General features: G+C 62.8%; 22 protein-coding genes. 16 read left to right on the top strand and 6 right to left on the bottom strand.

Annotation, left to right across the window (positions count from 1 at the left end; genetic code table 11):
- Positions 1-105: 105 nt before the first annotated feature.
- The gene (locus AC07XZ_RS20055; RefSeq protein ID WP_102719552.1) at positions 106-966 is read left to right on the top strand and encodes a LysR substrate-binding domain-containing protein; all 861 of its coding nucleotides are present in this window, start codon (positions 106-108) and stop codon (positions 964-966) included.
- Here the strand turns inward: AC07XZ_RS20055 and AC07XZ_RS20060 are convergent.
- On the bottom strand, positions 936-1,835 hold the full coding sequence (locus AC07XZ_RS20060) for a LysR family transcriptional regulator (RefSeq protein ID WP_007951543.1): 900 nt from the start codon (positions 1,833-1,835) through the stop codon (positions 936-938). The two genes, AC07XZ_RS20055 and AC07XZ_RS20060, sit on opposite strands and share 31 nt — an antisense overlap.
- 289 nt (positions 1,836-2,124) lie before the next feature.
- Here AC07XZ_RS20060 and AC07XZ_RS20065 point away from each other — a divergent pair, with 289 nt between their 5' ends.
- Positions 2,125-3,450: an MFS transporter gene (locus tag AC07XZ_RS20065; RefSeq protein ID WP_007951542.1), complete on the top strand. Its 1,326-nt coding sequence runs from the start codon at positions 2,125-2,127 to the stop codon at positions 3,448-3,450.
- A gap of 73 nt (positions 3,451-3,523) precedes the next feature.
- Positions 3,524-4,915 (top strand): FAD-dependent oxidoreductase, encoded by a 1,392-nt coding sequence (locus tag AC07XZ_RS20070; RefSeq protein WP_085745926.1) that lies wholly within the window; start codon positions 3,524-3,526, stop codon positions 4,913-4,915.
- 3 nt (positions 4,916-4,918) lie between these two features.
- On the opposite strand, the gene AC07XZ_RS20075 is transcribed toward AC07XZ_RS20070, so the two are convergent.
- The gene (locus AC07XZ_RS20075) at positions 4,919-6,325 is read right to left on the bottom strand and encodes a type VI secretion system Vgr family protein (protein WP_102687145.1); all 1,407 of its coding nucleotides are present in this window, start codon (positions 6,323-6,325) and stop codon (positions 4,919-4,921) included.
- A gap of 220 nt (positions 6,326-6,545) precedes the next feature.
- Between AC07XZ_RS20075 and AC07XZ_RS20080 the strand changes: the two genes are divergently transcribed.
- Positions 6,546-7,250, top strand: coding sequence for a YebC/PmpR family DNA-binding transcriptional regulator (locus tag AC07XZ_RS20080; protein WP_007961154.1), 705 nt, complete (start codon positions 6,546-6,548; stop codon positions 7,248-7,250).
- 38 nt (positions 7,251-7,288) lie between these two features.
- Here the strand turns inward: AC07XZ_RS20080 and AC07XZ_RS20085 are convergent, their stop codons facing one another.
- Both AC07XZ_RS20085 and zapE read right to left on the bottom strand, forming a co-directional pair.
- The gene (locus AC07XZ_RS20085; RefSeq protein WP_102687146.1) at positions 7,289-8,602 is read right to left on the bottom strand and encodes a leucine-rich repeat-containing protein kinase family protein; all 1,314 of its coding nucleotides are present in this window, start codon (positions 8,600-8,602) and stop codon (positions 7,289-7,291) included.
- Between the two features lie 61 nt (positions 8,603-8,663).
- Positions 8,664-9,797: a cell division protein ZapE gene (zapE, locus tag AC07XZ_RS20090; RefSeq protein ID WP_102687147.1), complete on the bottom strand. Its 1,134-nt coding sequence runs from the start codon at positions 9,795-9,797 to the stop codon at positions 8,664-8,666.
- A gap of 287 nt (positions 9,798-10,084) precedes the next feature.
- On the opposite strand from zapE, the gene AC07XZ_RS20095 reads away from it, so the two are divergent.
- The 7 genes from AC07XZ_RS20095 (at position 10,085) to AC07XZ_RS20125 (ending at position 16,508) form a co-directional block, all read left to right on the top strand.
- The gene (locus AC07XZ_RS20095) at positions 10,085-10,594 is read left to right on the top strand and encodes a Csu type fimbrial protein (protein WP_102687148.1); all 510 of its coding nucleotides are present in this window, start codon (positions 10,085-10,087) and stop codon (positions 10,592-10,594) included.
- Positions 10,595-10,695: 101 nt separating this feature from the next.
- Entirely contained in the window at positions 10,696-11,229 is a 534-nt protein-coding gene (locus tag AC07XZ_RS20100) for a Csu type fimbrial protein (RefSeq protein WP_085745931.1), read from the top strand.
- A gap of 20 nt (positions 11,230-11,249) precedes the next feature.
- Positions 11,250-11,786 carry a Csu type fimbrial protein gene (locus AC07XZ_RS20105; protein WP_007951533.1) on the top strand — a complete coding sequence of 179 codons (537 nt, stop codon included), beginning with the start codon at positions 11,250-11,252 and terminating at the stop codon, positions 11,784-11,786.
- Positions 11,787-11,790: 4 nt separating this feature from the next.
- Positions 11,791-12,291, top strand: a complete 501-nt coding sequence (locus tag AC07XZ_RS20110) for a Csu type fimbrial protein (protein WP_085745932.1) — start codon at positions 11,791-11,793, stop codon at positions 12,289-12,291.
- Positions 12,292-12,315: 24 nt separating this feature from the next.
- Positions 12,316-13,098, top strand: coding sequence for a fimbrial biogenesis chaperone (locus AC07XZ_RS20115; protein ID WP_102687149.1), 783 nt, complete (start codon positions 12,316-12,318; stop codon positions 13,096-13,098).
- An 84-nt stretch (positions 13,099-13,182) separates the two neighbouring features.
- Positions 13,183-15,540, top strand: coding sequence for a fimbria/pilus outer membrane usher protein (locus AC07XZ_RS20120; RefSeq protein WP_102687150.1), 2,358 nt, complete (start codon positions 13,183-13,185; stop codon positions 15,538-15,540).
- Complete coding sequence (locus tag AC07XZ_RS20125; protein ID WP_011335013.1) at positions 15,537-16,508, top strand: Csu type fimbrial protein; 972 nt, start codon at positions 15,537-15,539, stop codon at positions 16,506-16,508. The genes AC07XZ_RS20120 and AC07XZ_RS20125 overlap by 4 nt, the downstream gene beginning before the upstream one ends.
- Positions 16,509-16,513: 5 nt before the next feature.
- Here AC07XZ_RS20125 and AC07XZ_RS20130 read toward each other — a convergent pair whose 3' ends face one another.
- Both AC07XZ_RS20130 and AC07XZ_RS20135 read right to left on the bottom strand, forming a co-directional pair.
- Complete coding sequence (locus AC07XZ_RS20130; protein ID WP_102687151.1) at positions 16,514-17,266, bottom strand: anti-sigma factor family protein; 753 nt, start codon at positions 17,264-17,266, stop codon at positions 16,514-16,516.
- Positions 17,263-17,769: an RNA polymerase sigma factor gene (locus AC07XZ_RS20135; protein ID WP_085745937.1), complete on the bottom strand. Its 507-nt coding sequence runs from the start codon at positions 17,767-17,769 to the stop codon at positions 17,263-17,265. The genes AC07XZ_RS20130 and AC07XZ_RS20135 overlap by 4 nt, the downstream gene beginning before the upstream one ends.
- Before the next feature lie 272 nt (positions 17,770-18,041).
- Here AC07XZ_RS20135 and AC07XZ_RS20140 point away from each other — a divergent pair, with 272 nt between their 5' ends.
- The 5 genes from AC07XZ_RS20140 (at position 18,042) to AC07XZ_RS20160 (ending at position 23,505) form a co-directional block, all read left to right on the top strand.
- Positions 18,042-19,604 carry an amino acid adenylation domain-containing protein gene (locus AC07XZ_RS20140; RefSeq protein WP_102687179.1) on the top strand — a complete coding sequence of 521 codons (1,563 nt, stop codon included), beginning with the start codon at positions 18,042-18,044 and terminating at the stop codon, positions 19,602-19,604.
- Complete coding sequence (locus tag AC07XZ_RS20145) at positions 19,601-20,935, top strand: hypothetical protein (RefSeq protein ID WP_102687152.1); 1,335 nt, start codon at positions 19,601-19,603, stop codon at positions 20,933-20,935. The genes AC07XZ_RS20140 and AC07XZ_RS20145 overlap by 4 nt, the downstream gene beginning before the upstream one ends.
- A 48-nt stretch (positions 20,936-20,983) precedes the next feature.
- Positions 20,984-21,748 carry an enoyl-CoA hydratase-related protein gene (locus AC07XZ_RS20150; protein WP_102687153.1) on the top strand — a complete coding sequence of 255 codons (765 nt, stop codon included), beginning with the start codon at positions 20,984-20,986 and terminating at the stop codon, positions 21,746-21,748.
- A 120-nt stretch (positions 21,749-21,868) separates the two neighbouring features.
- Complete coding sequence (locus AC07XZ_RS20155) at positions 21,869-22,963, top strand: catalase family peroxidase (RefSeq protein ID WP_102687154.1); 1,095 nt, start codon at positions 21,869-21,871, stop codon at positions 22,961-22,963.
- Positions 22,960-23,505 (top strand): cytochrome b, encoded by a 546-nt coding sequence (locus AC07XZ_RS20160; RefSeq protein WP_011335009.1) that lies wholly within the window; start codon positions 22,960-22,962, stop codon positions 23,503-23,505. The genes AC07XZ_RS20155 and AC07XZ_RS20160 overlap by 4 nt, the downstream gene beginning before the upstream one ends.
- The last annotated feature ends 2 nt before the right edge of the window (positions 23,506-23,507 follow it).

The following is a 23,507-nucleotide window of genomic DNA, read 5'->3' on the forward strand; positions in this document are numbered from 1 at the left end:
CCTCGCGATAGCGCTGTGGGATGAAGCTACGGGGCCTACGTTGCAATTCGGCGGATCATCAATCAAATTGTTTGTTGTTATGCCAGCCATCAGTGAGGGTTATTCATGAACCTGTTCCAGCTCCGCGCCTTCGACGCCGTGGCCCGGGAAGGCAGCTTCACCCGTGCCGCCGCACGCTTGTTCATCAGCCAGCCGGCGGTCACCGGGCACATCAAGGCGCTGGAGGAGCATTACCAGATCACGCTGTTGCGACGGACGGCGCGCCGGGTCGAGCTGACAGAAGAGGGCATCAAACTGGCGGCGATCACCCGGGCGATGTTCGGTATGGCCGAAGAGGCGCAGGCGCTGCTTGAGGCTAATCGGCAATTGCTGACCGGACGCCTTGAGGTGGCGGCGGACGGTCCGCACATGGTCATGCCGATGCTTGCCAGCCTGCGGGCGTGTTATCCGGGGATCACGGTGAATCTGCGGTTGGGCAATGCCCAGGAAACGTTGGCGGCGTTGTTGTCCGAGCATGCCGATGTGGCGGTGCTGACCGAGGTCGAGCCGCGCAAAGGGCTGCATCTGCAAGCACTGAGTGAATCGCGGATCTGCGCACTGGTGCCGGCCGCGCATCCGTGGGCGACGCGTTCCGGCGAGGTCAGGCTCAAGGAACTGGATCAGGTGATCATGGTGTTGCGCGAGCCGAGTTCGATTACCCGGCGTACGTTTGATCAGGCCTGTGCGCAGGCGTCGGTCAGCCCACGGGTTTTGCTGGAGCTCGACAGCCGCGAGGCAGTGACGGAGGCGGTAGCGGCTGAATTGGGGGTGGGGGTGGTGTCATCGGTGGAGGTCAGTCATGACCCCCGTGTCGTCGCAATTCCCATCGCGGGAGAAGGGCTGGTGAACCGGCACATGATTGGCTGCGTGGAGCGGCGGCGAGAGTTGCGGTTGATTCAGGCGTTTTTCGGGTTGGCGCCGGTCTGAACAAGACTTTCGCGAACCATCTCGAGAAACGTCGCCACTACCCGCCGCGAGCTCTGCTCCCGCAGGCACACCAGTGTCTCGGTCAGTCGCCGGGTGCAATCGGTGATCGGCAACGCGCAAACCCGCGAGTCCGCACCAAACTCCGCCGCCGACACCACGCCCACCCCAATCCCCACGACCACTGCCTCCCGCGCCGCTTCCCGGCCTTCGACCTGAATCGCCGGGCGGATGCGGAAACCGGCGCGGGCCATTTCCTCTTCCAGGGTCTGGCGGGTCACCGAGCCGTGTTCACGCAGCACCAGCGGCGTGTCGTCCAGATCCTCCAGGCAGATCGATTCACGCTCGGCCCATGGATGATGGCGCGAGACGAACGCCACCATCGGATCGTTGCGCAGCGGCACGCACAGCAGGCGTTCATCGCTGACATCGCGCCCGAGCAACGCCAGATCAGCCTGATAGTTGAACAGTCGAAACAGCGATTCATCGGTGTTACCGGTCTCGATCTTCACGCTGATCCCCGGATAGCGCTCACAAAACCGGGCAATCTGCGGCAGCACATGCACCGGTGCATCCACCGCCAGAATCAGGCTGCCGGTCTGCAAGGCCTGGGATTCCTGCAGCAACTCCTGGGCTTCGGCTTCGACCACGAACAAGCGCTGGGTGATCGCCAGCAAGCGTTCCCCCAGATCCGTCAGGCGCACCGAGCGCTTGTTGCGATGGAACAGCAACACACCGAAGCGTTCTTCCAGCTTGCGCACCTGGTCGGAAATCGCCGGTTGCGTCAGATAAAGCCGCTCGGCGGCCTTGGTGAAGCTTCCGTGCACGGCCACGGCGTGAAAGGCTTTGAGCTGGGCGTGGGAAACCGACATGGCTGATTCCTCGTTTACAGGCGAACTTCAGTAACAAGCTGAGCTTATGTGTGAAATACGATAAATCGATTTTATTTATTAAACAGTAATTGCTTTGATCGGCTCACGCCAACGCTGACTGCCCGGTCGGGCAGCGACGCTGGCCATGAGCCTGTGCGTGCAACACCAGGACTCATCTGACCGGTATCGCCGAAGGGACGGGGTGATATCGCAGTGCTCAACAATAAAAAACACAGGCGTTTACTCATCGATTCTGCCGGCACACTCACACCCTGAGGTCAGAACCACAATGAACAAGCACATCGGCACCATTGCGCGTTGGCGCATGCAGATCTTCGCTGTCACCTGGCTCGCTTACGCCGCGTTCTATTTCACCCGCAAAGCCTTTTCGGTGGCCAAACTGGGCATCGCCGAAGACCCAAGCTTCACCCTCGACAAAATGGCCATGGCCAACCTCGACGCGATTTACCTGGCGGCCTACGCCATCGGCCAGTTCACCTGGGGCATGCTCGCCGACCGCTTCGGCCCGCGGGTTGTGGTGCTCGGTGGTTTGCTGATTTCCGCCGCGGCGGCGCTGGTGATGGGCAGCTTCGCAACCTTGCCGATCTTCGCCACCTGCATGCTGATTCAGGGGCTGGCGCAGTCCACCGGCTGGTCGGGGCTGTGCAAGAACCTCGGCAGTTTCTTCCCCTCCGAACAACGCGGGCGAGTGCTCGGGTTGTGGAGTTCCTGCTATGCATTCGGCGGTCTGGTGGCGTCGCCGTTCGCCGGCTGGTGGGCGTACACGCTGATCGGTTCGTGGCACGCGGCGTTCATTTCCAGCGCGGCGGTGGTCGCGGTGGTGGCGGTTTTGTTCTTCATCTTTCAGCGTGACAAACCAGAAGACGTTGGCCTGCCCGCCGTGGAGCCGGAGCCGGTCATCAGCGCCGAAGAGGCCGAAGCCAACAGCAAACTCAGCGTCTGGGAGCCACTCAAGGAAATCCTGCGCAACCGCACGGTGCTGGTGCTGGGGCTGGCGTATTTCCTGTTGAAACCGGCGCGTTACGCGATTTTGCTGTGGGGGCCGGTGATCGTGTTCGAACAGATGCCTTCGGTCGGCAAGGTCGGCGCGGCGATCATTCCCACCGCGTTTGAACTGGCCGGACTGCTGGGGCCGATCATGATTGGCCTGGCCTCGGACAAACTGTTCGGTGCCCGACGCATGCCGGCCTGCGTGTTGAGTCTGCTGGCGCTGACCGTGACCCTTGCGCTGTTCATGGGCGCCTTGCACACCGGCAGCGTGATGCTGGTGGTCGCACTGTTGTTCGTCATGGGCCTGACCCTGTACGGCCCGGACTCGATGATCAGCGGCGCGGCTGCGATCGATTTCGGCAAGGCCAAGGCTGGCGCCACGGCGGCGGGATTCGTCAACGGCTGCGGCTCGGTCGGTGCAGTGCTCGGAGGTTTGCTGCCGGGCTACTTCGACTCAGTGACGGTGTTCATCGTGTTCGCCGGTTGTGCGCTGTTCTCGGCGCTGGTGCTGATTCCGCACTGGAACAGCCGCCCGGTCGGCGTCATGGAGCCACGTGCCTACGTGCCCAATCGTGCCCTGACCATCAAACCCCTGCGTAACTGAATAAACCCTGCCTCGCGGCCTGCTGCGGCATTCGCGGCAGGCTGTGCCGTGGCCGACTGACTGGAGAACTTTCATGAGACCGTTTTGGCTGGAGCAGGCTTTGCAGCTCGACACGTCCGAACCTTGCCCGCCGCTGCAAGGCGATGTGCGCACCGACGTGTGCATCGTTGGCGGCGGTTACACCGGGTTGTGGACGGCGATCATGCTCAAGCAGCAGAACCCCGAACTCGATGTGGTGCTGATCGAAGCCGACATCTGCGGTGCCGGCGCCAGTGGGCGCAACGGCGGTTGTGCGTTGTCGTGGTCGGCGAAGTATTTCACCCTCGAGCGGCTGTTCGGCGTCGAAGAGGCGGTGCGGCTGGTCAAGGAGTCGGAGCGCAGCATCCACGCCATCGGCGAGTTCTGCGAGCAGTACGGCGTCGATGCCGATTACCGACTTGATGGCACGCTTTACACCGCCACCAACCGCGCGCAATGCGGCTCCACCGACGCGGTGATTGCGGCGCTGGAGCGCAATGGCATCAACTCGTTTACCCAACGGCCGGTCGCCGATGTACAGCGCATGGCCGGTTCGGAAAAACATCTGGAGGGCTGGTTCTCGCCGGCCGCCGCCAGTGTGCAGCCGGGCAAACTGGTGCGCGGCTTGCGCCGGGTGGCGTTGCAACTGGGCGTGCGAATTCATGAAGGCACGGCGATGACCGGGCTGGAGGAGGGCCGCCCGGCGCGCCTTCACACGGCGAACGGCCGGGTGACCTCCGACCGCGTGGTGCTGGCGATGAATGCGTGGATGGCCCGTGCTTTTCCGCAGTTCGAGCGTAGCGTGGCGATCGTTTCCAGCGACATGCTGATCACCGAACCGCGTCCGGATCTGTTGCAGGAAATCGGTTTGACCAGCGGCGTCACGGTGCTCGACTCGCGGATTTTCGTGCATTACTACCACAACACCCCGGACGGCCGGATCATGCTCGGCAAGGGTGGCAATACCTTCGCTTACGGCGGGCGGATGCTGCCGGTGTTCGACCAGCCATCGCCCTATACCGGATTGCTCAAGCGCAGTCTCGATGACTTCTTCCCGGCGTTCGCCGATGTGAAGGTCGACGCCACCTGGAACGGCCCTTCGGATCGCTCGGTCACCGGCCTGCCGTTCTTCGGCCAGATGAGTGCCAGCGGCAACGTCTTTTACGGTTTCGGTTATTCCGGCAGTGGCGTCGGGCCGTGCCACATGGGCGGGCAGATTCTCGCTTCGCTGGTGCAGGGCCTCGACAACCCGTGGACGCGTTCGCCGCTGGTCAACGGGCCGCTGGGTTACTTTCCGCCGGAGCCGATCCGCTACCTCGGCTCGCTGATGGTGCGCAACGCCATTCGCCGCAAGGAGCGCGCCGAGGATCACGGTCGGCGGCCCCGGCACTTCGATGTGCGTCTGGCGAAATTCGCGGCGGCGGCGGGCAAGGCCGACAAAGGTTGATCGTCAACGCGGCGGGGCGGAGCGGTTGAGCAGCCAGTCGAGCAAGAGGTCGTCGTCGGGCTCGGTTTCTTTCGGCTGTGCCGGTCGGGGTCGGCAGACGTCGAGGCAGAGGATCGGCCGGTCGGGATCGCTGTCGAGAAAACTCACCCAGACCTCGCTGCCGGCGCAGGGCAGATCTTCCCGAGGCAGGCCGCCGCCGACGTGGGGCATGACCACTGGCAACCACAGTCCTTCGCTGGCGCTGGCATCAGGTTGGTCAGGCCATAACCGCACGGCGATCCGTCCCTGATCGTCCACCTGCGCCGGTTGCCCCGGCGCGCCAAGCACTTGCGCCGGCTGATACCCCGGAATGCCCGGGCGCGGTTGTTTCGGCGGCGGGCGAAACGGGGTCGACCAGGGCAGCGCGGTGAAGTCGTTGTGATAGCGACGAACCGTCGGCACGGGATCGAGAATCGAAGGTTGCTGGCCCTGATGACGCAAATCGGTGATCAGCCACTGCTCGTTGAACGCGTTTACCGGGTGCTCCATGACTTGCAACAGACGCCCGCTGAGCAGTCGCGGACAATCGCTGCGGCCCTGAATCGAGCGCGACCGGCAGCGTTGGCGTTCCAGCAGTCGACGACTGCGCTGGGCCGCGTGACGTTGTGCAGTCGGCAGAAATCCCGGTGGGGCGACGGGACTGCCCAGCGTGTGATTGGCGGCCTCCTGGCCCGTAATCGAATGCCCTCGCTCACGCACGCCGGCAGGAATCTGAGGCAGCACCGCCTCATGGCGCTGGAACAGGCTGCTGAGGCCGGTTGCCGGCGCATCGATCTGCGTGTTGAAAGCAATCGCCGTCGGTTGCTGCGGCAGGCTCAGACTGTCATCGGCGAACACCACCACATGGCCGTCCGGCTGATGTTCGAAGTGATAGTGGATGCCTTCCTCCTCACAAAGCCGTTGCACAAAGGCCAGATCGGTTTCCTCGTACTGAATGCAGAACGGCCGCGGCGGGTAGTGGCCGACGGTCATCTCGATCCGGTAGCTGTGGGCAGGCAGGTGATGTTCGCTGAGCAGTTGCTCAAGGATGGCCGGCACGTTCAGTTGCGTGAAGACCCGGCGTACGGGATGTTGCTCCAGCGCTTGCAGATGCGGCATCAGCACCAGTTGGTAGGCGATCCGGTGCGTCGCGCGGTGTTCGCAACTGGCGCTTTGGATGATGCCGTGAATCCCGTGGTCGTCATCCAGATGCAGAAACGCCGCCTGATGCAGCAGCGTGCCGGGTGACCAGGCGGGTGCCAGGCCCATGACTTCGATTTCAAACCGAAAGGGCTGATTCAGCGCTTCATGACCGCTGAAGCGCAGGACCGGCAGGCTTATCCCGCCTTCGGCCAGGGTCAGCGAAAACGGACTTTCCTTGTCATTGAGCATTCGGGCGGGCTCTGTTCAGGCAATACGGGCCACAGAGGGTACGAAAACACGACGTTGAATGGACGTGGCAAACCGGTTTTTCAGAATCGCCCTACAAGGCGCGTAGAAGATGTCGATGCGCATCGGAATTTTTGGTCGATTGCCGACTTTAGGCCGTATAAACTTGGCGCCATGCGTCGGCCAATAGATGTCTCGGCGCCACAGATCAAGAGAGTGAGTAATGGGCGCACAGTGGAAGGTTAAACACAAAGAAGCGGCAGCCAACGCCAAGGGCAAGATCTTCGGCAAACTGGTGAAGGAAATCACCATTGCTGCGCGTAACGGTGCCGATACCGCCACCAACGCACACCTGCGTCTGGTGGTCGAACAGGCCAAGAAAGCCTCGATGCCCAAGGAAACCCTGGACCGCGCCATCAAGAAGGGTGCTGGCCTGCTGGGCGAAACCGTTCAATACCATCGCGTGACCTACGAAGGTTTCGCACCGCATCAGGTGCCGCTGATCGTCGAGTGCGTGACCGACAACATCAACCGCACCGTGGCGGAAATCCGCGTGGCGTTCCGCAAGGGCCAACTGGGTGCTTCCGGTTCCGTTGCCTGGGACTTCAACCATGTCGGCATGATCGAAGCGTCGCCGGACACCCCGGACGCCGATCCTGAGATGGCCGCGATCGAAGCCGGCGCCCAGGATTTCGAGCCGGGCGAAGAGGGCGCGACCCTGTTCCTGACCGATCCGACCGACCTCGATGCCGTGCAGAAAGCCCTGCCGGAACAAGGCTTCACCGTGCTGTCGGCCAAACTGGGCTACCAGCCGAAGAACCCGGTCAGCGGCCTGAGCGACGAGCAGATGGCTGAAGTCGAGGCGTTCCTCGAAGGCCTGGACAACCATGACGACGTGCAGGACATGTTCGTCGGTCTGGCCGGCTGACACACCAGAAAATCGCAGCCCTCGGGCTGCGATTTTTTTCAGGCGTGTTGCAACGCCAGACTGATCTCGCCAAACCCCGGCCGCGCCAGCACTTGCGGCTGACAGCAGCGCTGTTCCAGGTCTTCCAGCACCTGACGCTGTTCATCGCTCAACCCCGAGTCAGTGCGCGCCAGCAGTTCCCCCAGCAGAATCCCGAACGCCCGCACTTCGAGGCGTTGCAGTGCACGGGTTTCAGGCGTGTCCGCCGTGGCATGGAACGACGCCGCACCAAAATCCCCCAGCAGACAGTCGCCCTGATCGTTCAACAGAATGTTGTGTCCGTAGAGATCACCGTGGGTGATGCCGTGACGATGCAGATGCCCGGCGACCGACGCAATGCCCCGGGCGATGCGCAGGGCAACATCGGCACTGAAACGGCAATCCTCGGCATACACATCCCGTGAACAGGACGCCAGGCTCGGCAACCCGGCGAGGTTGCGGTAACTCGGATCGATCAACTGCATCACCAGGCCTTGCTGGTCATCGGGATGCTGGTCGATGCGGCCTTCGACGCGGATCAGGTTCGGGTGCAGCCCGGCGGTGATACACGCGTTCATTTCATGCAGCGGCGAGCCGTCGCTGGTCATTTCACCCTTGTACAGCTTGACCGCCACTGGCGTGGCCTGCTGATCCGCAGGCTGCCACTGCGCCCGGTAAATGACCCCGGAAGCGCCTTCGCCCAGCCGTTGCTCCAGCTGCAGCGCCGACCAGTCTATCAGGGGCGCTTTGTCGAGGGCGGCGGCATCGGCTTCGGTTTCCAGCGGATTGCCGGCGTAGGCCAGCCAGGTCAGGCTTGGCAGGGTCAGCAGCCATTGCGGCAACTCGGTCAACTGATTGGCGGCGATGCGGATCAGCTCCAGCCGATGGCACTGACTCAGTGACGGCGGCAGGGTGCGCAGGCGATTGCCGGCAAGCATGAGTTTTTGCAGCAACGGGCGCTCGCCCAGTTCCGTGGGCAGGGTTTCGATGGCGTTGTCGGTCAAGATCAGCCAGCGCAACTGCGGCGGCAGCGCCGCGCCGGGTATCTGAGTGATGCGGTTGGCCTTGAAACCGATCATCGACAGCGTCTGGCACTGGCCCAGGCACGCCGGCAATTGGGTGAACCGATTGTCGGAGCAGAACAGCACGCGCAGGCGCGTCAGACGATGCAAGTCGTCCGGCAGGCTGCTCAGGGCATTGCCGCTGAGGTTGAGCACTTCCAGCGTGTCGGCCAGGTTGAAAATCTCCGGCGGAAATTCAGTCAGGCCTTCGGCCAGATCCAGCCGGGTGATGCCCGACAGTTCGCCAGCGCGCAGTTGTGCAAGGGTGTGCATGAAAAGGATCGCTTTCGAGAAGGCGCGGGGCGCCGGAAATGGGCCGCATGATAACGGCAAATCAGCCCCGTTCGTGCACTTCGCGCAATTGCCCGAGCCGGCTGCGGGTGCGGGCCAGATCGATGGCCTGGCCGCCGAGGCTTTCGTGTAAGGGGAGTTGGCCGAGCAGGGTCAGGTGTTTGTCCTGGTCGTAGAGTACGTCGATCAGGTTGATAAAGCGCTGCTGGGCGGCGATCGAACATTCGCCCAGCTCCGGCAGTTCGTCGATGATCCAGTGGTCGAAGCGTCGACACAGTTCCAGATAATCCATCACCGCCGTGGGCTGTTCGCAGAGGTCGTTGAAGGTGAAACCGATGCGCCGGTCTTCGCACAGCCGCGCCTGCAAATGCCGGCTGCCGACCGCCAGAGGCAACGGCGTGGCGTCGAGTGGCGGCAGGTTCAAGGCCTGGCGCTGCGCCGGGCTGGCCGGCCAGACGTAATGGCCCTGAGTGAACACCTGATGCGCGTGACGACGCGCCTGGCTGCGGTAATCGTGCGGGCCACCGACTTCAATGACCTGCATGCGCGCATTGATCAGGTCGATTACCGGTTTGAACCGCGCGTGGTACAGCGGGTTGGGCAGCAAACCTTCGGGCGGGTAGTTGGAGGTCACCAGCAACAGGATTCCGCGCTTGAACAGCGCCTTGAACAGACGGGTGATGAGCATCGCATCGCCGATGTCATGTACATGAAATTCGTCGAAACACAGCACCCGACAGTCCGTCAGCAACGTATCGAGAGTGACGGCGAGGGCGTCATCGCGGTCGCGGTGCTCGAACATGCCCTGATGCAACTGGGCAAAGAACCCGTGGAAGTGCAGGCGGCGTTTTTGCTCGATCGGCAACGCCTGGAAAAATCCGTCCAGCAACCAGCTCTTGCCGCGCCCGACCGCTCCGTGCAGATACAGGCTGGGCGGGGTTTGCGCAGGGGTGCCGAACAACAGACCGGCCTGATGAGCCATGCAGTCGATGACCCGCTGCTGGCTGTGGCTGAGGGTGTAGCCCTGGCCGTGGGCCTTTTGCCGGAAATAGTCACGCACCGATTGCGCGCTGGCGGCGCACTGGCCCGCGTTTGTGACGGAGCGTTTGCCGAAGAAATGGCGCAAGGCTGACCAGCGCTGGGTCAGACGCGAACGTTCGGGCGGTCGGGCGGGCACTGCATTCACTCCGTCATCATCGGGCCGGCTCCCCGCGAGCGCGGCGGGGTAGTTTAACCAGACGGATAGTTTTGCTTCCACTGCGCCTTGTCGTTTTTCCGCAGAGCAATCTGCGGCGTGTACAGGATTTTTCAACACTTTAAATCGACGTGTTGCCAACCTTTCGAAACAAATCCCGGCGGGTAACTGGATCCAATCGACTGGCGCAATCGGCGTGCGTTGCTAACCTGAAACACTGTAACGACAGAGACGCTGTCGCCATCAAGGAACGGGCGGTGAATGCAGGGATGGTCTGGGCATTGCTGGGCGGGCTCGCGATACCGGTCCACGCCGCCGACCTTCAGGTCGAGGTGCGGGTCGATGTGCAGCGCGGTTGCCAGTTGATCGGCCAGCAACGCGAGGCCGGTATCGAGCAACTGGGCGTGCTCGATTTCGGCACCACGGCGCGGCTCGGCGACCGGGACGGGCCACTCGGTGCGGCGCTGACCAATTCGCGCCTGCCGCGTCTGGAATGCAATCCGGACACCCCGTACCAGTTGCGCGTCGATGGCGGCCTGCACGGTGGCGTTGGCGAGGTGCGTTATATGGCGGGGGAGGCCGGCAGCAAGCCGATTCCTTATCGCCTGTATCAGGACGCCGCACGGCGGGTGCCGCTGGTGGTAGACGTGCCGGTCAGCGGCCGGGTGCCGGATAGCGGCACGGTGGACTTGCCGTTATACGGGCGGATCGAGCGGATGGCGGAGGTGCCACGGGTCAGCCGGTATTCGGATCTGGTGAAGGTGACGGTCACCTGGTGATCGGGGAGTTTTTTCAGCCATCCGGTTGAGCCGGGTGGCGCAGGGAAGGGCGTTCAATGACGAGCGCAGTGGTCGAGTGATCCTGAAGGAGTAGGGGCTCAATGATGGGCAGACACGGGCGGGTAATCGCCGCAGCCACATTGCTGTTGTTCACCGAGACCGCGGCAGCGGCAGTCAGTGGGCAGATCCTTGCGCGGCTGACGCTGATTGCCGGCTGCGAAGTGACCAACGCAACCAGCCCCGCCAGCCCGGTGGATGGGCTGGGCTCTCTCGATTTCGGCCAGCAGGGCCCGACCTGGAACGCACCGATCAAGGCCAGTCTCAGCGAAGCGGGCAGCGGCCAGCTGAATGTCGCCTGCAATCCTTCGGTCACCGGGTTTACCGTGACCATCGACGGTGGCGCCCATGGCGACGGCACCACACGCCGCCTGAGCAACGGGCGCCAGACGCTCCCTTACCAGCTGTTCCTCGATGCCTCGGGCAGCCAGAGCTACAGCATCGGTCAACAACACAATTTCGCTGTCACCAGCGGCGCACAGATACCCATCCCGGTATTTGGCTCGGTGGTGGCGAACACCCGTGCGGTACCGGCCGGTGTCTATACCGACACCCTGACGGTGACGCTCGACTGGTAACCCCGTAGAGGACGGACACCATGCGTACGATTGCATCAAGGATAGGTTTGTCGTTGCTCGGCCTGACGCTCGCTTCCAGCGTCAATGCCGCCACCACGGTCACCGGCCAGATCACCTCCAGCCTGATCCTGATCAGCAGTTGCCAGGTCAACGGTTCCGGCGGTTCTACCGGGCTGAACTTCGGTGCGTTGAACTTCGGCACCGCCAACAGCCTGTTCACCACAGCCACCGGGCAGGTGCTGGGCGGCGGGGGCGGGGCGTTGTCGATCCTGTGCTCGGCCGGCACCACGCCGACGGTCAAGGTCCGGGCCGGCGCCCATGACGGGCTCTCGCCGGGTGGTACCCGCGCGTTGTACGACGGGGTTGCCAACTATGTGCCGTACGATCTGTACACCGACGCCGGGCACTCGCAATTGCTGGCCATCGACGGGGTGATCAACCTCGCCGCCAGCACCGGTGTGGCGCAGACCGTGAACATCTACGGTCAGGCGGTGGGCAAGGCCGGGCTGCCGGCGGGCACCTACACCGACACGATTTCCGTTGAACTGACGTTCTAGTGTCATGGGCCGACATCGCTGTGCGGCGCTGCTTCTGCTGTGTGCGGGCAGCTTGCCGCTGCCGTTGGCGGCGGTGACCAGCCAGAGCTTCCAGGTCAGTGCCACGGTGACACCGGGTTGTCTGGTGGTGGGGGGCGTATCGAACTATGGCGGGCTGAATTTCGGTTCGCGTTCGGCGCTGGCCACCGGCACGGTGCAGGTCGCGTTGACCGGTGGCGTCACGCTGCAATGCACGCCGGGGGTGGCGCTGAACATGACGGTCGATGGCGGCCAGTACAACAGCGGCGGGCGACGCATGCAGATCAGTGGAGGCAGCGCGAAGGTGGCGTATGCGCTGTTTCGCGATGCGGCGTACAGCCAGAGCCTGGGCATTGGCCAGAGTGTGGCGGTGGCCTACAGCGACGCGAACAACATCAGTCTGCCGATCTACGGTCAGGTGCAATTGCCGGGCAATCAGCCCGGGGGGACATACAGCGATGTGTTGCAGGTGCAGCTGTCGTGGTGATGTGAAATGACAAGGAGCAGGTTTATGGGGTTTTTCACGTCACGCTATTCGTCCGTTTGTTGCGCCGTGCTGGCGCTGGTCATGTTCGGGACGCTCAAGGCCCAGGCCGCCAGTTCGGTGCTGATCTGGCCGATCGATCCGGTGCTGGAGGCCGATCAGCAGGCCAGTGCGCTGTGGCTGGAAAATCGCGGCACGGAAACCGCCAACCTGCAGATCCGCGTGTTCGGCTGGAGCCAGAGCGGTTTCGAAGAGCAATACCGCAATCAGCGCGAGGTGATCGGCAGCCCGCCGGTGGCGAAGATCGAGCCGGGCCAGAAGCAACTGGTGCGCCTGACCCGCACTAAGGACGTGCCGCTAGGCCAGGAACTGGCGTACCGGATCATCATCGATGAAATCCCCTCGGCTCAGCCCCCCGTTGCCGAAGACGGCAAGACCGCTGCGGCGATCCGCTTCCAGATGCGCTACTCGGTGCCGCTGTTCGCCTATGGCGCGGGTTTGTGGAGCAAGGAAGACAGCGCCCGTCAGCGTGACCCCAAAGGTATCGGCCTGCCGCAACTGAGCTGGCGCACGGTGGCGGTGGAGGGCCATCCATACGTGGAAGTGCGCAATCAGGGCGCAGTTCATGCGCGGCTGACCGATGTGGCCGTCACACAGGGCGGTCAAAGCAAACCGCTGGCCGAGGGATTGCTCGGCTACGTATTGCCCGGTGCGGTAATGCGCTGGCCGGCACCGGGACCGGTGACGGGGGAACTGGCCGGGCGGATCAATGGCGCGGCAAAGGTGCAGAGCATTCCGCCGGCGCGATAGCCGTAGCGAGTCATCTCGAAGTGATCAGGCTTCGGCGCCAGCGGTTTCAGGAGGAATCAGTCCATTGACGGACGTAACACGCTAATGAGTCCAGGATGGGCTCGCCGTATTCAGCGTCCGTTGTGGCTCATGACCGGCGCGTGGTGCCTGATGTTCATTCATCCATCCGGGGCCGGCGAACTGCCGCCGCCTCCCAGCGGCATGGAGGCCGTCAGCGATGCACAGTTGTTTCTGGAACTGGTGGTCAACCAGATGAATACCGGTCGGGTGGTGGCGGTGGAGCAGCGCGGCGGGCGCCTGTTCCTGCCGGCCAGCGTATTGCGCGACACCGGCATGAAGCTGCCGGAAGAGGCCGGTGCCGAAGTCGATCTAGACGGCCTGCCGGGCCTGCACAGCGATTACGACAGCGTCAGCCAGCGACTGCTGCTCGACGTGCCACCGGACTGGCTGCCGGAGCAGTTCATCGGCAACCGTGAAGTCTATCCGCGCACCCCGGCGCTGAGCAGTTTCGGCGCGTTGTTCAACTATGACCTGTACCTCAATGACACCGACGACGCCGGCACCTATCTGGCGGCGTGGAACGAAGTGCGGGTGTTCGACAGTTGGGGCACGTTGTCGAACACCGGGCAATATCGCCGTACGTTGTCGGGAGATGCGGTCAGCACGCTGGACAATGGTTATCTGCGTTACGACACCACCTGGCGTTACTCCGATGACGAACGGATGCTGACCTACGAGGCCGGGGACGTGGTCAGCGGCGCCTTGCCCTGGAGCAGTTCGGTGCGGCTGGGCGGTGTGCAGTTCTCAAGGGATTTTGCAGTGCGTCCGGATCTGGTGACCTATCCGCTACCGCAATTTGCCGGGGAAGCGGCGGTGCCGTCCTCGGTGGATCTGTTCATCAACGGCTACAAATCCAGCAGCACCGACCTGCAACCGGGGCCGTACACCCTGACCAACATTCCGTTTATCAACGGCGCGGGTGAGGCGGTGGTGGTGACCACCGATGCGCTGGGCCGGCAGGTGTCGACCACGGTGCCGTTCTATGTCACCAGCAGCCTGCTGCAAAAGGGCCTGAGCGATTTTTCGGTGGCCGCCGGTACGCTACGCCGGAATTACGGCCTGAAGGATTTCAGCTATGGGCCGGGCGTCACCTCGGGCAGTTTGCGTTATGGCGTCAGCGACACCTTTACTCTGGAGAGTCACGCCGAGGCGGCGGATACCCTGACGCTCGGCGGGCTGGGCGGTAACTTGCGGCTGGGCAATTTCGGGGTGCTCAACAGCGCGATCAGCCAGAGTCGTTTCGACGGCGATGGCGGTCAGCAATTGAGCCTCGGTTATCAATACAGCGGCCAACGCTACAGCTTTTCCTATCAGCGTTTGCAACGCCGCGACCGTTACGCCGACCTGACCGTGGTCGACAGCCCTTACACCACACTCAGCAAGCGCAGTGAGCAGGCGACCCTGAGCCTCAACCTCGAACGCTGGGGCAGTCTCGGCGTCGGGTATTTCGACATTCGTGCGGCAGACGAAACGCGCACACGGTTGCTCAACCTGAGCTGGAGCAAACCGCTGTGGCGCAACAGCAGTTTCTACCTGTCGGCCAACCGCGAAATCGGCGACAGCAACTGGGCGGTGCAGGCGCAACTGGTGATTCCGTTCGACCTGCGCGGCAGCCTGGCCATCAGCAGCGAACGCAGCAAGACCGGGCAGACGCAGCAGCGGGTCAACTACAGCCGCGCCGTACCGTCCGAGGGCGGGGTGGGCTTCAATCTCGGCTACGCCAAGGGCGACGGCGCCGATTACCGCCAGGCCGACGTGACCTGGCGCCTGCAATCGGTGCAATTGCAGGCGGGCGTCTACGGCACGTCCGACGCCGAAACCCGTTGGGCCGATGCCAGCGGTTCGCTGGTGTGGATGGATGATCAAGTGTTCGCTGCCAATCGCATCGACGATGCGTTCGTGGTGGTCAGCACCGACGGCTACGCGGACATTCCGGTGCGTTACGAGAACCAGCAGGTCGGCCAGACCGACCGTAACGGCCACTTGCTGGTGCCGTGGAGCAGCGCCTATTACCGCGGCAAGTACGAAATCGATCCGCTGAACCTTCCGGCCAACGTACGCAGCCCGAATGTCGAACAGCGTGTAGCGGTGCGCCGGGGCAGTGGCTATCTGCTGGAGTTTCCGCTGAGCCGGGTGATCGCCGCGAGTATCGTGCTGGTGGACGCGCAACAAAAGGAATTGCCGCTGGGCTGCGGCGTGCTGCACGAGCAGAGCGGTATGCGGACGGTGGTCGGCTGGGATGGGCTGGTCTATCTGGAAAATCTTCAGGCGCAGAATTCGCTGCGGGTGACTCTCGCGGACGGCAAGACCTGCAAGGCGCAATTCAGCGTCGACCTGCAGCAGGATGAAGTGCCGCTGATCGGCCCGCTGGTGTGCCAATGATCCGGGCGCGGTTTGTTTTGTGGCTGCTGTTGCTGTTGCCGGGACTGGCGCAGGCGCTGTGTTCGGTGGTCACCACCACACCGGCCGGGTTCGGGAACATCAGTTCGATCGCCGTGCGCACCACCTCGCAACCCAGTTCTACCCTGAACGGAGGCTTGAGTTGCACCGGTTCGCTGCTGTCTCTGTTGACCAACAATGACCATTTCTGGGCCACCGTTACCTCGACCCAGAGCGGTTTGCTCGGGCCCACCGGCGACGTGATCGGTTACACGATCTACGCCAACAACAGCACCAGTTACCCGCTGACGCGTGGCACCGCCTATGACTTCGCCCGCAACGGCATTATCGATGCCTTGGGTTTGCTGGGCGGTACGGTGCCGAAAACCGTTCCGCTGTACTTCGGTACCACCATCGGCAGCAATGTGGCGGCGGGGGTGTATACCGAGACCCTGAGCATTTTCTGGAACTGGAATTATTGTTCGGGCATCGGTGTCGGCGGGCTTTGCCTGGGCCGCGACATCAACAGCGGTACCACGACACTGACGGTCAACCTGACGGTGTCCAACGACTGCACCATCACTGCCCCGAACATCGCTTTCGGCAGCGCGCCGGTGGTCAGTGCGTTCACCCCGGTGACCGGGCAGACCATCAACCTCGCCTGCACCAAGGGCAGTGCCTACACCGTGGGGCTGAACGACGGGCAGAATGCGCTGAGTGTCGGCGGACGGCGGCGGATGATTTCCGGCAGCAACTATCTGGCCTACGACATTTTCAAGAGCGCCGGGACCACCCGTTGGGGCAGTGTCGGCGCGGCCCGTCGGGCCAGCAGCGATGCCGAGGTCAACCCCGGCAACGGGCTGGGCACCGGCAGCCAGATCTTCAATTACAACGCGAAAATCTACACCGACCAGACCACACCGCCCGCTGGAACCTATCTGGACAATGTGGTGCTGGATGTGGGGTTCTGAACCGGCTAGAAACTCACGGATTGCTTGAGCATTTTCGCCGCCGGGGTATCGGTCGGGCTGACCATTGCGTAGTTGTAGCCCTTGCCGGACCAGTACTCGGCCTGCAGATCCCCGTCCTGGCGGCTGCCCCGGGGCAGAAAGGTATTTTTAGGTCCCGGTGGGCGCACGTAGAAACTCACCTTGTGCCCGCTCTGGTCTTCATACATCACCATCGCCGCCGGGCCTTCATCGGTGCTCAGCAGACGGCCGCTGACCGGTGCAAAACCGGCCGACGTCAGGTCCGGCAGGCGATTGGCCTGAGTGAAATAACGGTCGAGCCAACGCTGGATGTCGCCGTCACCATCGACCTTGTAGTCCGCCGGCAGAAGCCCTTGCTGGGCGATCAAACGGTACGCCTGCAAGGCATCCGTCATCGGTGCCGGGGGATGAAACACAGTCATGTCCCGGGCCTTCCAGCCTCCGACACCGCCGAGGCTGACGGCAATCAGCAGCACCGCCGCGCTGGCCCACTGGCGGCGTGACTGGCGTTTGAGTCGCTGGCGAATCAGCGACGGATCAAGGTCCGGATTGGCCGGTTGTTGCAAGGCACCGCCGAGGGCGGCGCGCAGGTGCTGGGCGTCCTGTTGCCAGGCGCGAACCTGCGCCGCTTCGTCCGGATGGCTGGCGAGCCAGGTTTCCAGCACATGCCGGTCGGCCTCGCTGAGCTGGTGGTCGACGTAGGCGTGCAGGTCACGTTCGTTGGGGGGCAGACTGATCATTTGAGTATCCGCAAGGAAGGGCTGCTGATTTCCCCGTCGCTGAGCTGGCGCAGGGCCTGGCGAGCACGGGACAGGCGCGACATCACGGTGCCGGTGGGGACGTCGAGAATCTCGGCGACCTCCTTATAAGTCAGGCCTTCCACCGACACCATCAGCAGCAGCGCGCGCTGTTCGGTGGGCAGTCGGTCGAAAGCCTGCAAGGTCGATTGGGCAATCACGGTGCGTTCCACCGAGGGCTCGGCGTCATCGCGGCCGGTGAAGAATTCGAGCATCCGCGCATAACGCCGCGAGCGCCGATGCGCATCGAGAAACTGCCGGTACAGGATCGAAAACAGCCAGGCGCGCAGATCGCCGTCGGCGCGCTTCTCGCCCCAAGCCGACAGTGCCCGCTCGAGGCTGGCCTGTACCAGGTCGTCGGCGCTGCTGCTGTTGCGTGTCAGCGAAAGCGCGAAGCGGCGCAATCTGGGAATCAGATCGCGTAATTGCTCGTCGAGTGTATTCATGACAGGGACATGCTCTGGGCCAGAAGCGCGGTAGTGGTAGGAAAGACGCCTCTCGACACAGCTTATTCCATTCCAGGAGTTGAAAGATTTCATTACTGGCGACGTAGGAAAGTTCGCCGCGTTCTGTAGTGCGTGTAATGGATTCAAATCTCCCGGCTCAACCCGTCCGACAAGCGCAAGCAGCCATCGATGTCGCCAACAGGCAATCGATGGACGAAGCGGCTGAAACGATGATTTGAGCAAAAGGGATGTTTGAGATGCATGCAATCGTAATGAATACCCCAGCCACACCGAGCGAAGGTTATGACGCCTGGCGGACATTCGGCTGCGGCCCGGTGGCCGAGCCCGAGTTCTCGTTGATCCACCGTGCGATCGAAGCGCGGGCGGCGACTCATCCGCAGCATGTGGCCGCGCGTTTTCAGGGGCAGAGCCTTACCTATGGCGAATTGAACCGCCAGGCCAACCGGTTGGCCAGATTGTTGTCGAGTCATGGCGTAGCCCCGGGCGATCACGTGGCGCTGTTTGTCGAACGTTCGATCCCGATGCTGGTGGGCATGCTCGCGACCTTGAAGGTGGGGGCCGCCTATATTCCCCAGCATGTCGGCATTACTCCGGCCACGCAGTTGAGCCACATCATGTCGGTTGCTTCGACGCAGGTGGTGTTGACGCTTTCAACACTGGCCCACGGGATTCCGCTGACAGCCGGGCAGCATTGCATTCATCTGGATACGTTCATCGACTCACCGGGCTCGGCTGCCGATGACGTGAATGTGGGGGAGGACATTTCGTCACCGGATGCCCTGTGTTTTGTGTTGTTTACGTCCGGTACGACCGGCCAGCCCAACGGTGTCAGGGTGACCCAGCGCAATGTCTGCAACATTCTGCTGACCGGCCCCGGCAATCTCGGCATGCGGCCGGGCATGAACGTCGGGCAGATTCTCAATATCGCCTTCGACATGGCCGCCTGGGAAATCCTCGGCTGTCTGGCCCATGGCGCGACGCTGCTGATCCGGGGCAAGGACATTGCCGAAACCGCCGAGCAGTGTGACGTGCTGATCGCGACCCCATCGATTCTCGCCACGCTGGATCCGGAGCGCTGCAGTCAGGTGAAGGTGGTGGCCCTGGCCGGCGAACCGTGCCCGCAGCCCCTGGCTGATCGCTGGGCGTCCTTTTGCGATTTCTACAATGCTTGCGGCCCCACAGAAACCACCATCGTCAACACCATGCAGCATTACCGAGGCACGGGCCCGTTGACGATCGGCAAGCCAACGCCGAACAACACCGTGTATGTACTGGATGAAACGGGCCAACTGTGCGCGCCGGGTGAGCAGGGCGAAATGTGGGCCGGTGGCGACTGTGTGACGGCCGGGTATCTGGGCAATCCTGCCCTGACTGCCGAGCGTTACCGCCTCGATCCGTTTCTGGGACAGGGCCGCATGATGTTTCGCACCCGTGATCTGGGGCGCTGGACTGCTGACGGCGATCTGGAGCACCTGGGCCGGGTGGACGATCAGGTGAAAGTCCGGGGCTTTCGCGTTGAACTGGACTCGGTGTCGGCTGCGCTGGAGTCCGCACCGGGCTGCGAGCGCGCGGTGACCTTGAAGTTCGATAACCGTCATCTGGTGGCTTTCGTCTTCCCTGCATCCACGGACACCGATGTGGCGCGACGCCGTTGCGAAGAACGACTGGCCTATTACTGCGTGCCTTCGATGATTCTGCCGGTGGACGACATCCCGCTGACTTCAAGGGGCAAGGTCGACAAACGCTTGTTGCTTGAGCGGGCACAGGCGCATCAGGCGCAGCTCGCTGCCGCCCGGCAGGAGGCGGGGCAATGAGTCAGGTCGACGACGCTTTTGCCCTGCCACCGCGACGTCCGCTCTGGCGGCGCCTGGGAACGCTGCCGCTGTTTTCACATTACAACCGCCTGGTTGCGCTGGTGTTGCTGGCGAACCTCGGGGCGCTGGTGTACGGGATCACCGTCGGACAGTGGTGGTCGGCCTCGGAGGTTGCGTTGGAGGCATTGTCGCAGCTGGTGTTGGCGAACCTGTCGATGGCGATCCTGATTCGTCAGCAATACTTGATCAATCTGCTGTTCTGGCTGGCGACCCGGGCTCCCACGTGTTGGCCGCTGGCGATTCGTCGCTCGCTGGCCAAGGTTTATCACTTCGGCGGTTTGCACAGTGGCGGGGCGATGGCCGCGATTGTCTGGTTCATTGCGCTGCTCGGCTCGATGATCTGGCAAAGGACCGACGGGGCAGGTGGGGTTTCGCTGACGCTGCTGGCCATCAGCGCCGCGCTTCTGGGGTTGTTGCTGCTGATGGCGATCATGGCGTTGCCGGGGATTCGCTCACGGTTTCACAACGCTTTCGAACGCACACATCGGTTCGCCGGTTGGGCGGCGCTGCTGCTGTTCTGGGGCATGACGCTGGTGTTTGCCCGGGATCGTCATCCTGGCGCCGACTTGGCGCAAGTACTGTTGACGTCCGTTTCATTCTGGATGCTGCCGCTCCTGACACTCAGCATTGCCTTGCCCTGGCTGCGCCTGCGCAAGGTGCCAGTGACGCTGGTCAAACCGTCGTCGCATGCGGTGATTGCCCGGTTCAATCACCACACACCGTTCGCCGGATCCTCTACCGCAATCAGTCGCCATCCGCTGTGGGAATGGCACTCGTTTGCCAACATTCCTGCACCGGACGAACAGGGTTTTCGCCTGATCATTTCCCGTGCCGGCGACTGGACCGGTGAACTGATCGAGCAGCCGCCGAGCCATGTCTGGGTCAAGGGCATCACCACGGCAGGCGTCGCCCATATCGAAACCCTGTTCAAGTCAGTGGTGTACGTCGCCACCGGCAGTGGCATTGGGCCGGTGCTGCCGCATCTGCTGGCGCGGCAGGTGCCGATCCACCTGATCTGGTCCACCCGCAGCCCGCGCGAGACCTATGGTGATGCGCTGGTGGAGGAAATCCTGCAGGCACAACCCGATGCCCATATCTGGGACACCGACCGGTTGGGCAAACCAGATCTGGTGGCGCTGGCGTATGCCGCCGTTCGAGCCCGCGGTGCGGAGGCGGTGATCTGTATTTCCAATCAGAAGCTGACCGAGCGAGTGGTCGAGGAAATGGAATCCCGGGGTATTCCGGCCTACGGCGCGATCTGGGATTCCTGACGGCGCGTCGGTGTTTTTCCACTCACTCCGCTATTCAAAGAGATTGCGATGAACCTATTGATTGAACGACACGGCCCCGTGGTACTGATCCGCCTCAACCGCCCGCACGCACGAAATGCGCTGGATACATCACTGATGCGCGAATTGCTGGAGGCCTTGCAACCGCTGGACAGTGATCCGGGTGTCGGATGTTTCCTCATCACCGGTACCCGGGATTATTTCGCTGCCGGAGCCGACATCAAGGAGATGTACGAAAAGTCCTGCCTGGAAATGATCAAGGAAGACCATTTCGCCGGCTGGGATGCGTTTGCCGCTCTGCGCACGCCAAAAGTCGCGGCGGTGGCGGGCTTCGCATTCGGAGGAGGCTGTGAATTGGCAATGATGTGCGACGTGATCGTGGCGGCCGAGTCCGCGAAGTTCGCATTGCCGGAAATCACTCTGGGCGTGATGCCGGGCATGGGCGGTACGCAACGCCTGACCCGGTTGATTGGCCGCGCCAAAGCCATGGACATGATACTGACCGGTCGCACCATGTCCGCCCGTGAGGCCGAGCAGGCAGGGTTGGTGTCGCGGGTGACAGACGCCGATCACCTGTTGGAGCAGGCCATGGACATTGCACAGCGCATCGGCGGATTTCCCCGCACGGCGACACGGGCTGCCCGGGAAGCGGTGGACCGGGCGTCAGAGTCGGGATTGCGCGAGGGCATACTGTTTGAACGACGCTCGTTTCACGGCCTGTTCGCGACACCTGGACAGAAGGAGGGCATGCAGGCGTTTCTGGAAAAACGCGCGCCGCGTTTCGATCAGATTTAGCCGGCCGCGATTGGACTCCGACGCCACTCCATGAAAGAAACTACAGTTCAGAGGGAATAATCCTACGAGGCGTGCGTCTCATAGCACCTTTCCCTATGGCCGATGGCCCTGGAGTCTTTCATGGTTGATCGCAGCTCACCGCCCGGCGGGCCTCAACGCCCGCCACTGAGTGCCGCGAACCTGATGTTGCGTCTTGGCGGAATCGCCGTAGTGGTCGCAGCCCTGGCCGGGGCGTTTGCCTACGTCCATGGTTCATTTGACCCACAACGCCTGACGCCAAAAGCGTTGGTCGATGTGCTGGAAAAGAACAACGGTGTGCATCCCGGCTTTCGTCGCAATCACGCCAAAGGTGTTTGCGTGATCGGACATTTCGAGAGCAGCGGCGAGGCTCGCGCGTATTCTGTCGCGCAAGTGTTCAATGAGCCGCGCACGCCGGTGGTCGGGCGCTTTGCGTTGCCGGCCGGCAGTCCGTATGCGCCGGACAGCGCCGTACCGATCCGCAGTCTGGCGCTGCGTTTCACTCAGGCAAACGGCCAGCAGTGGCGCACCGGGATGAACAGCATGCCGGTGTTCCCGGTCGGCACGCCCGAGGCGTTCTATCAGTTGCAGCAGGCGCAATCGCCGGATCCCGCCACCGGTAAACCGGATCCGACCAAAGTGCCGGCATTTTTTGCCTCACACCCGGAAGCCGTGCCGTTTCTGACCTGGATAAAAACCGCCAAACCCTCGGCCAGTTACGCGACGGAAACCTACAACAGCGTCAACGCGTTCTATCTGGTGGATGCCAGCGGCAAGAAGCAAGCAGTGCGCTGGAGCATGACGCCTCTGGCCCAGGATGCTGCCGGTGCGACTGCGCCCGAAGGTAGCGATTTCCTTGAGAAGGATCTGGTGCAGCGCCTGGCCGAAGGGCCGCTGCGCTTTCAGTTGAACATCACCTTGGCCAACGCCGACGATCCGGTGAACGATGCGAGCAAGACCTGGCCCGCCGGTCGCAAGGTGTTGAACGCCGGCACCCTGGTGCTGGAAAAGACCCAGCCGCAACTCAGCGGCGAATGCCGTGACATCAACTACGATCCGCTGGTGCTGCCGGCCGGCATTCAGGGTTCCGACGATCCGTTGCTGGCCGCGCGTTCGGCCGGTTACGCCGATTCCTACCTGCGTCGCACCAGCGAAGTCAGCCAACTGCCAACCGGCAAAAAGGAGGCTCGCCCATGAGCACGCAACCGACTCATTTCAATCCGCTGGCGCGGTTGCTGCACTGGCTGATGGCGTTGATGATCATCGCGATGTTGTTCATCGGCGCCGGCATGGTGACCTCGGTGTCGGCGCGGCATGAATGGTTGATCAATCTGCACAAACCATTGGGCATCGCGATACTCGCTTTGGTGATCGTGCGCATTCTGGTGCGGCTCGGCACCCGTCAGCCGCCGCTGCCGGCGGATCTGCCGGGCTGGCAGGTGATGGCGGCCAAGGCTTCTCATCTGTTGTTGTATGCGCTGATGTTGGTGTTGCCACTGCTGGGCTGGGCGATGATCAGCGCGGCGGGGGATCCGGTGATGCTTGGCACGTCGCTGCAATTGCCGTCGATCGTGCCGGCGGATGCGCAGGTATTTGCGTTGCTGCGCAAGGCTCACGGGTATCTGGCGTATCTGCTGTTCCTGACCGTGCTGCTGCATTTGGCGGCGGCGCTGTTCCATGGCTGGGTGCGCCGCGACGAGGTGCTCGACAGCATGCTGCGGGGACGCAATCGCGGTTGATC

The sequence above is a fragment of the Pseudomonas sp. GW458-11-26-14-LB4 genome, assembly GCF_059423925.1.

Excerpts from the sequence above, each read along its gene's own strand:
- AC07XZ_RS20075 (WP_102687145.1), bottom strand. The coding sequence starts at position 6,325 with ATGCTCAATGACAAGGAAAGTCCGTTTTCGCTGACCCTGGCCGAAGGC.
- AC07XZ_RS20110 (WP_085745932.1), top strand. The coding sequence starts at position 11,791 with ATGGGCCGACATCGCTGTGCGGCGCTGCTTCTGCTGTGTGCGGGCAGC.
- AC07XZ_RS20120 (WP_102687150.1), top strand. The coding sequence starts at position 13,183 with ATGAGTCCAGGATGGGCTCGCCGTATTCAGCGTCCGTTGTGGCTCATG.
- AC07XZ_RS20140 (WP_102687179.1), top strand. The coding sequence starts at position 18,042 with ATGAATACCCCAGCCACACCGAGCGAAGGTTATGACGCCTGGCGGACA.
- AC07XZ_RS20160 (WP_011335009.1), top strand. The coding sequence starts at position 22,960 with ATGAGCACGCAACCGACTCATTTCAATCCGCTGGCGCGGTTGCTGCAC.
- AC07XZ_RS20065 (WP_007951542.1), top strand. The coding sequence starts at position 2,125 with ATGAACAAGCACATCGGCACCATTGCGCGTTGGCGCATGCAGATCTTC.
- AC07XZ_RS20145 (WP_102687152.1), top strand. The coding sequence starts at position 19,601 with ATGAGTCAGGTCGACGACGCTTTTGCCCTGCCACCGCGACGTCCGCTC.
- AC07XZ_RS20150 (WP_102687153.1), top strand. The coding sequence starts at position 20,984 with ATGAACCTATTGATTGAACGACACGGCCCCGTGGTACTGATCCGCCTC.
- AC07XZ_RS20100 (WP_085745931.1), top strand. The coding sequence starts at position 10,696 with ATGATGGGCAGACACGGGCGGGTAATCGCCGCAGCCACATTGCTGTTG.
- AC07XZ_RS20105 (WP_007951533.1), top strand. The coding sequence starts at position 11,250 with ATGCGTACGATTGCATCAAGGATAGGTTTGTCGTTGCTCGGCCTGACG.
- AC07XZ_RS20155 (WP_102687154.1), top strand. The coding sequence starts at position 21,869 with ATGGTTGATCGCAGCTCACCGCCCGGCGGGCCTCAACGCCCGCCACTG.
- AC07XZ_RS20115 (WP_102687149.1), top strand. The coding sequence starts at position 12,316 with ATGGGGTTTTTCACGTCACGCTATTCGTCCGTTTGTTGCGCCGTGCTG.
- AC07XZ_RS20130 (WP_102687151.1), bottom strand. The coding sequence starts at position 17,266 with ATGATCAGTCTGCCCCCCAACGAACGTGACCTGCACGCCTACGTCGAC.
- AC07XZ_RS20055 (WP_102719552.1), top strand. The coding sequence starts at position 106 with ATGAACCTGTTCCAGCTCCGCGCCTTCGACGCCGTGGCCCGGGAAGGC.
- AC07XZ_RS20095 (WP_102687148.1), top strand. The coding sequence starts at position 10,085 with ATGGTCTGGGCATTGCTGGGCGGGCTCGCGATACCGGTCCACGCCGCC.
- AC07XZ_RS20060 (WP_007951543.1), bottom strand. The coding sequence starts at position 1,835 with ATGTCGGTTTCCCACGCCCAGCTCAAAGCCTTTCACGCCGTGGCCGTG.
- AC07XZ_RS20125 (WP_011335013.1), top strand. The coding sequence starts at position 15,537 with ATGATCCGGGCGCGGTTTGTTTTGTGGCTGCTGTTGCTGTTGCCGGGA.
- AC07XZ_RS20135 (WP_085745937.1), bottom strand. The coding sequence starts at position 17,769 with ATGAATACACTCGACGAGCAATTACGCGATCTGATTCCCAGATTGCGC.
- AC07XZ_RS20085 (WP_102687146.1), bottom strand. The coding sequence starts at position 8,602 with ATGCACACCCTTGCACAACTGCGCGCTGGCGAACTGTCGGGCATCACC.
- AC07XZ_RS20070 (WP_085745926.1), top strand. The coding sequence starts at position 3,524 with ATGAGACCGTTTTGGCTGGAGCAGGCTTTGCAGCTCGACACGTCCGAA.
- AC07XZ_RS20080 (WP_007961154.1), top strand. The coding sequence starts at position 6,546 with ATGGGCGCACAGTGGAAGGTTAAACACAAAGAAGCGGCAGCCAACGCC.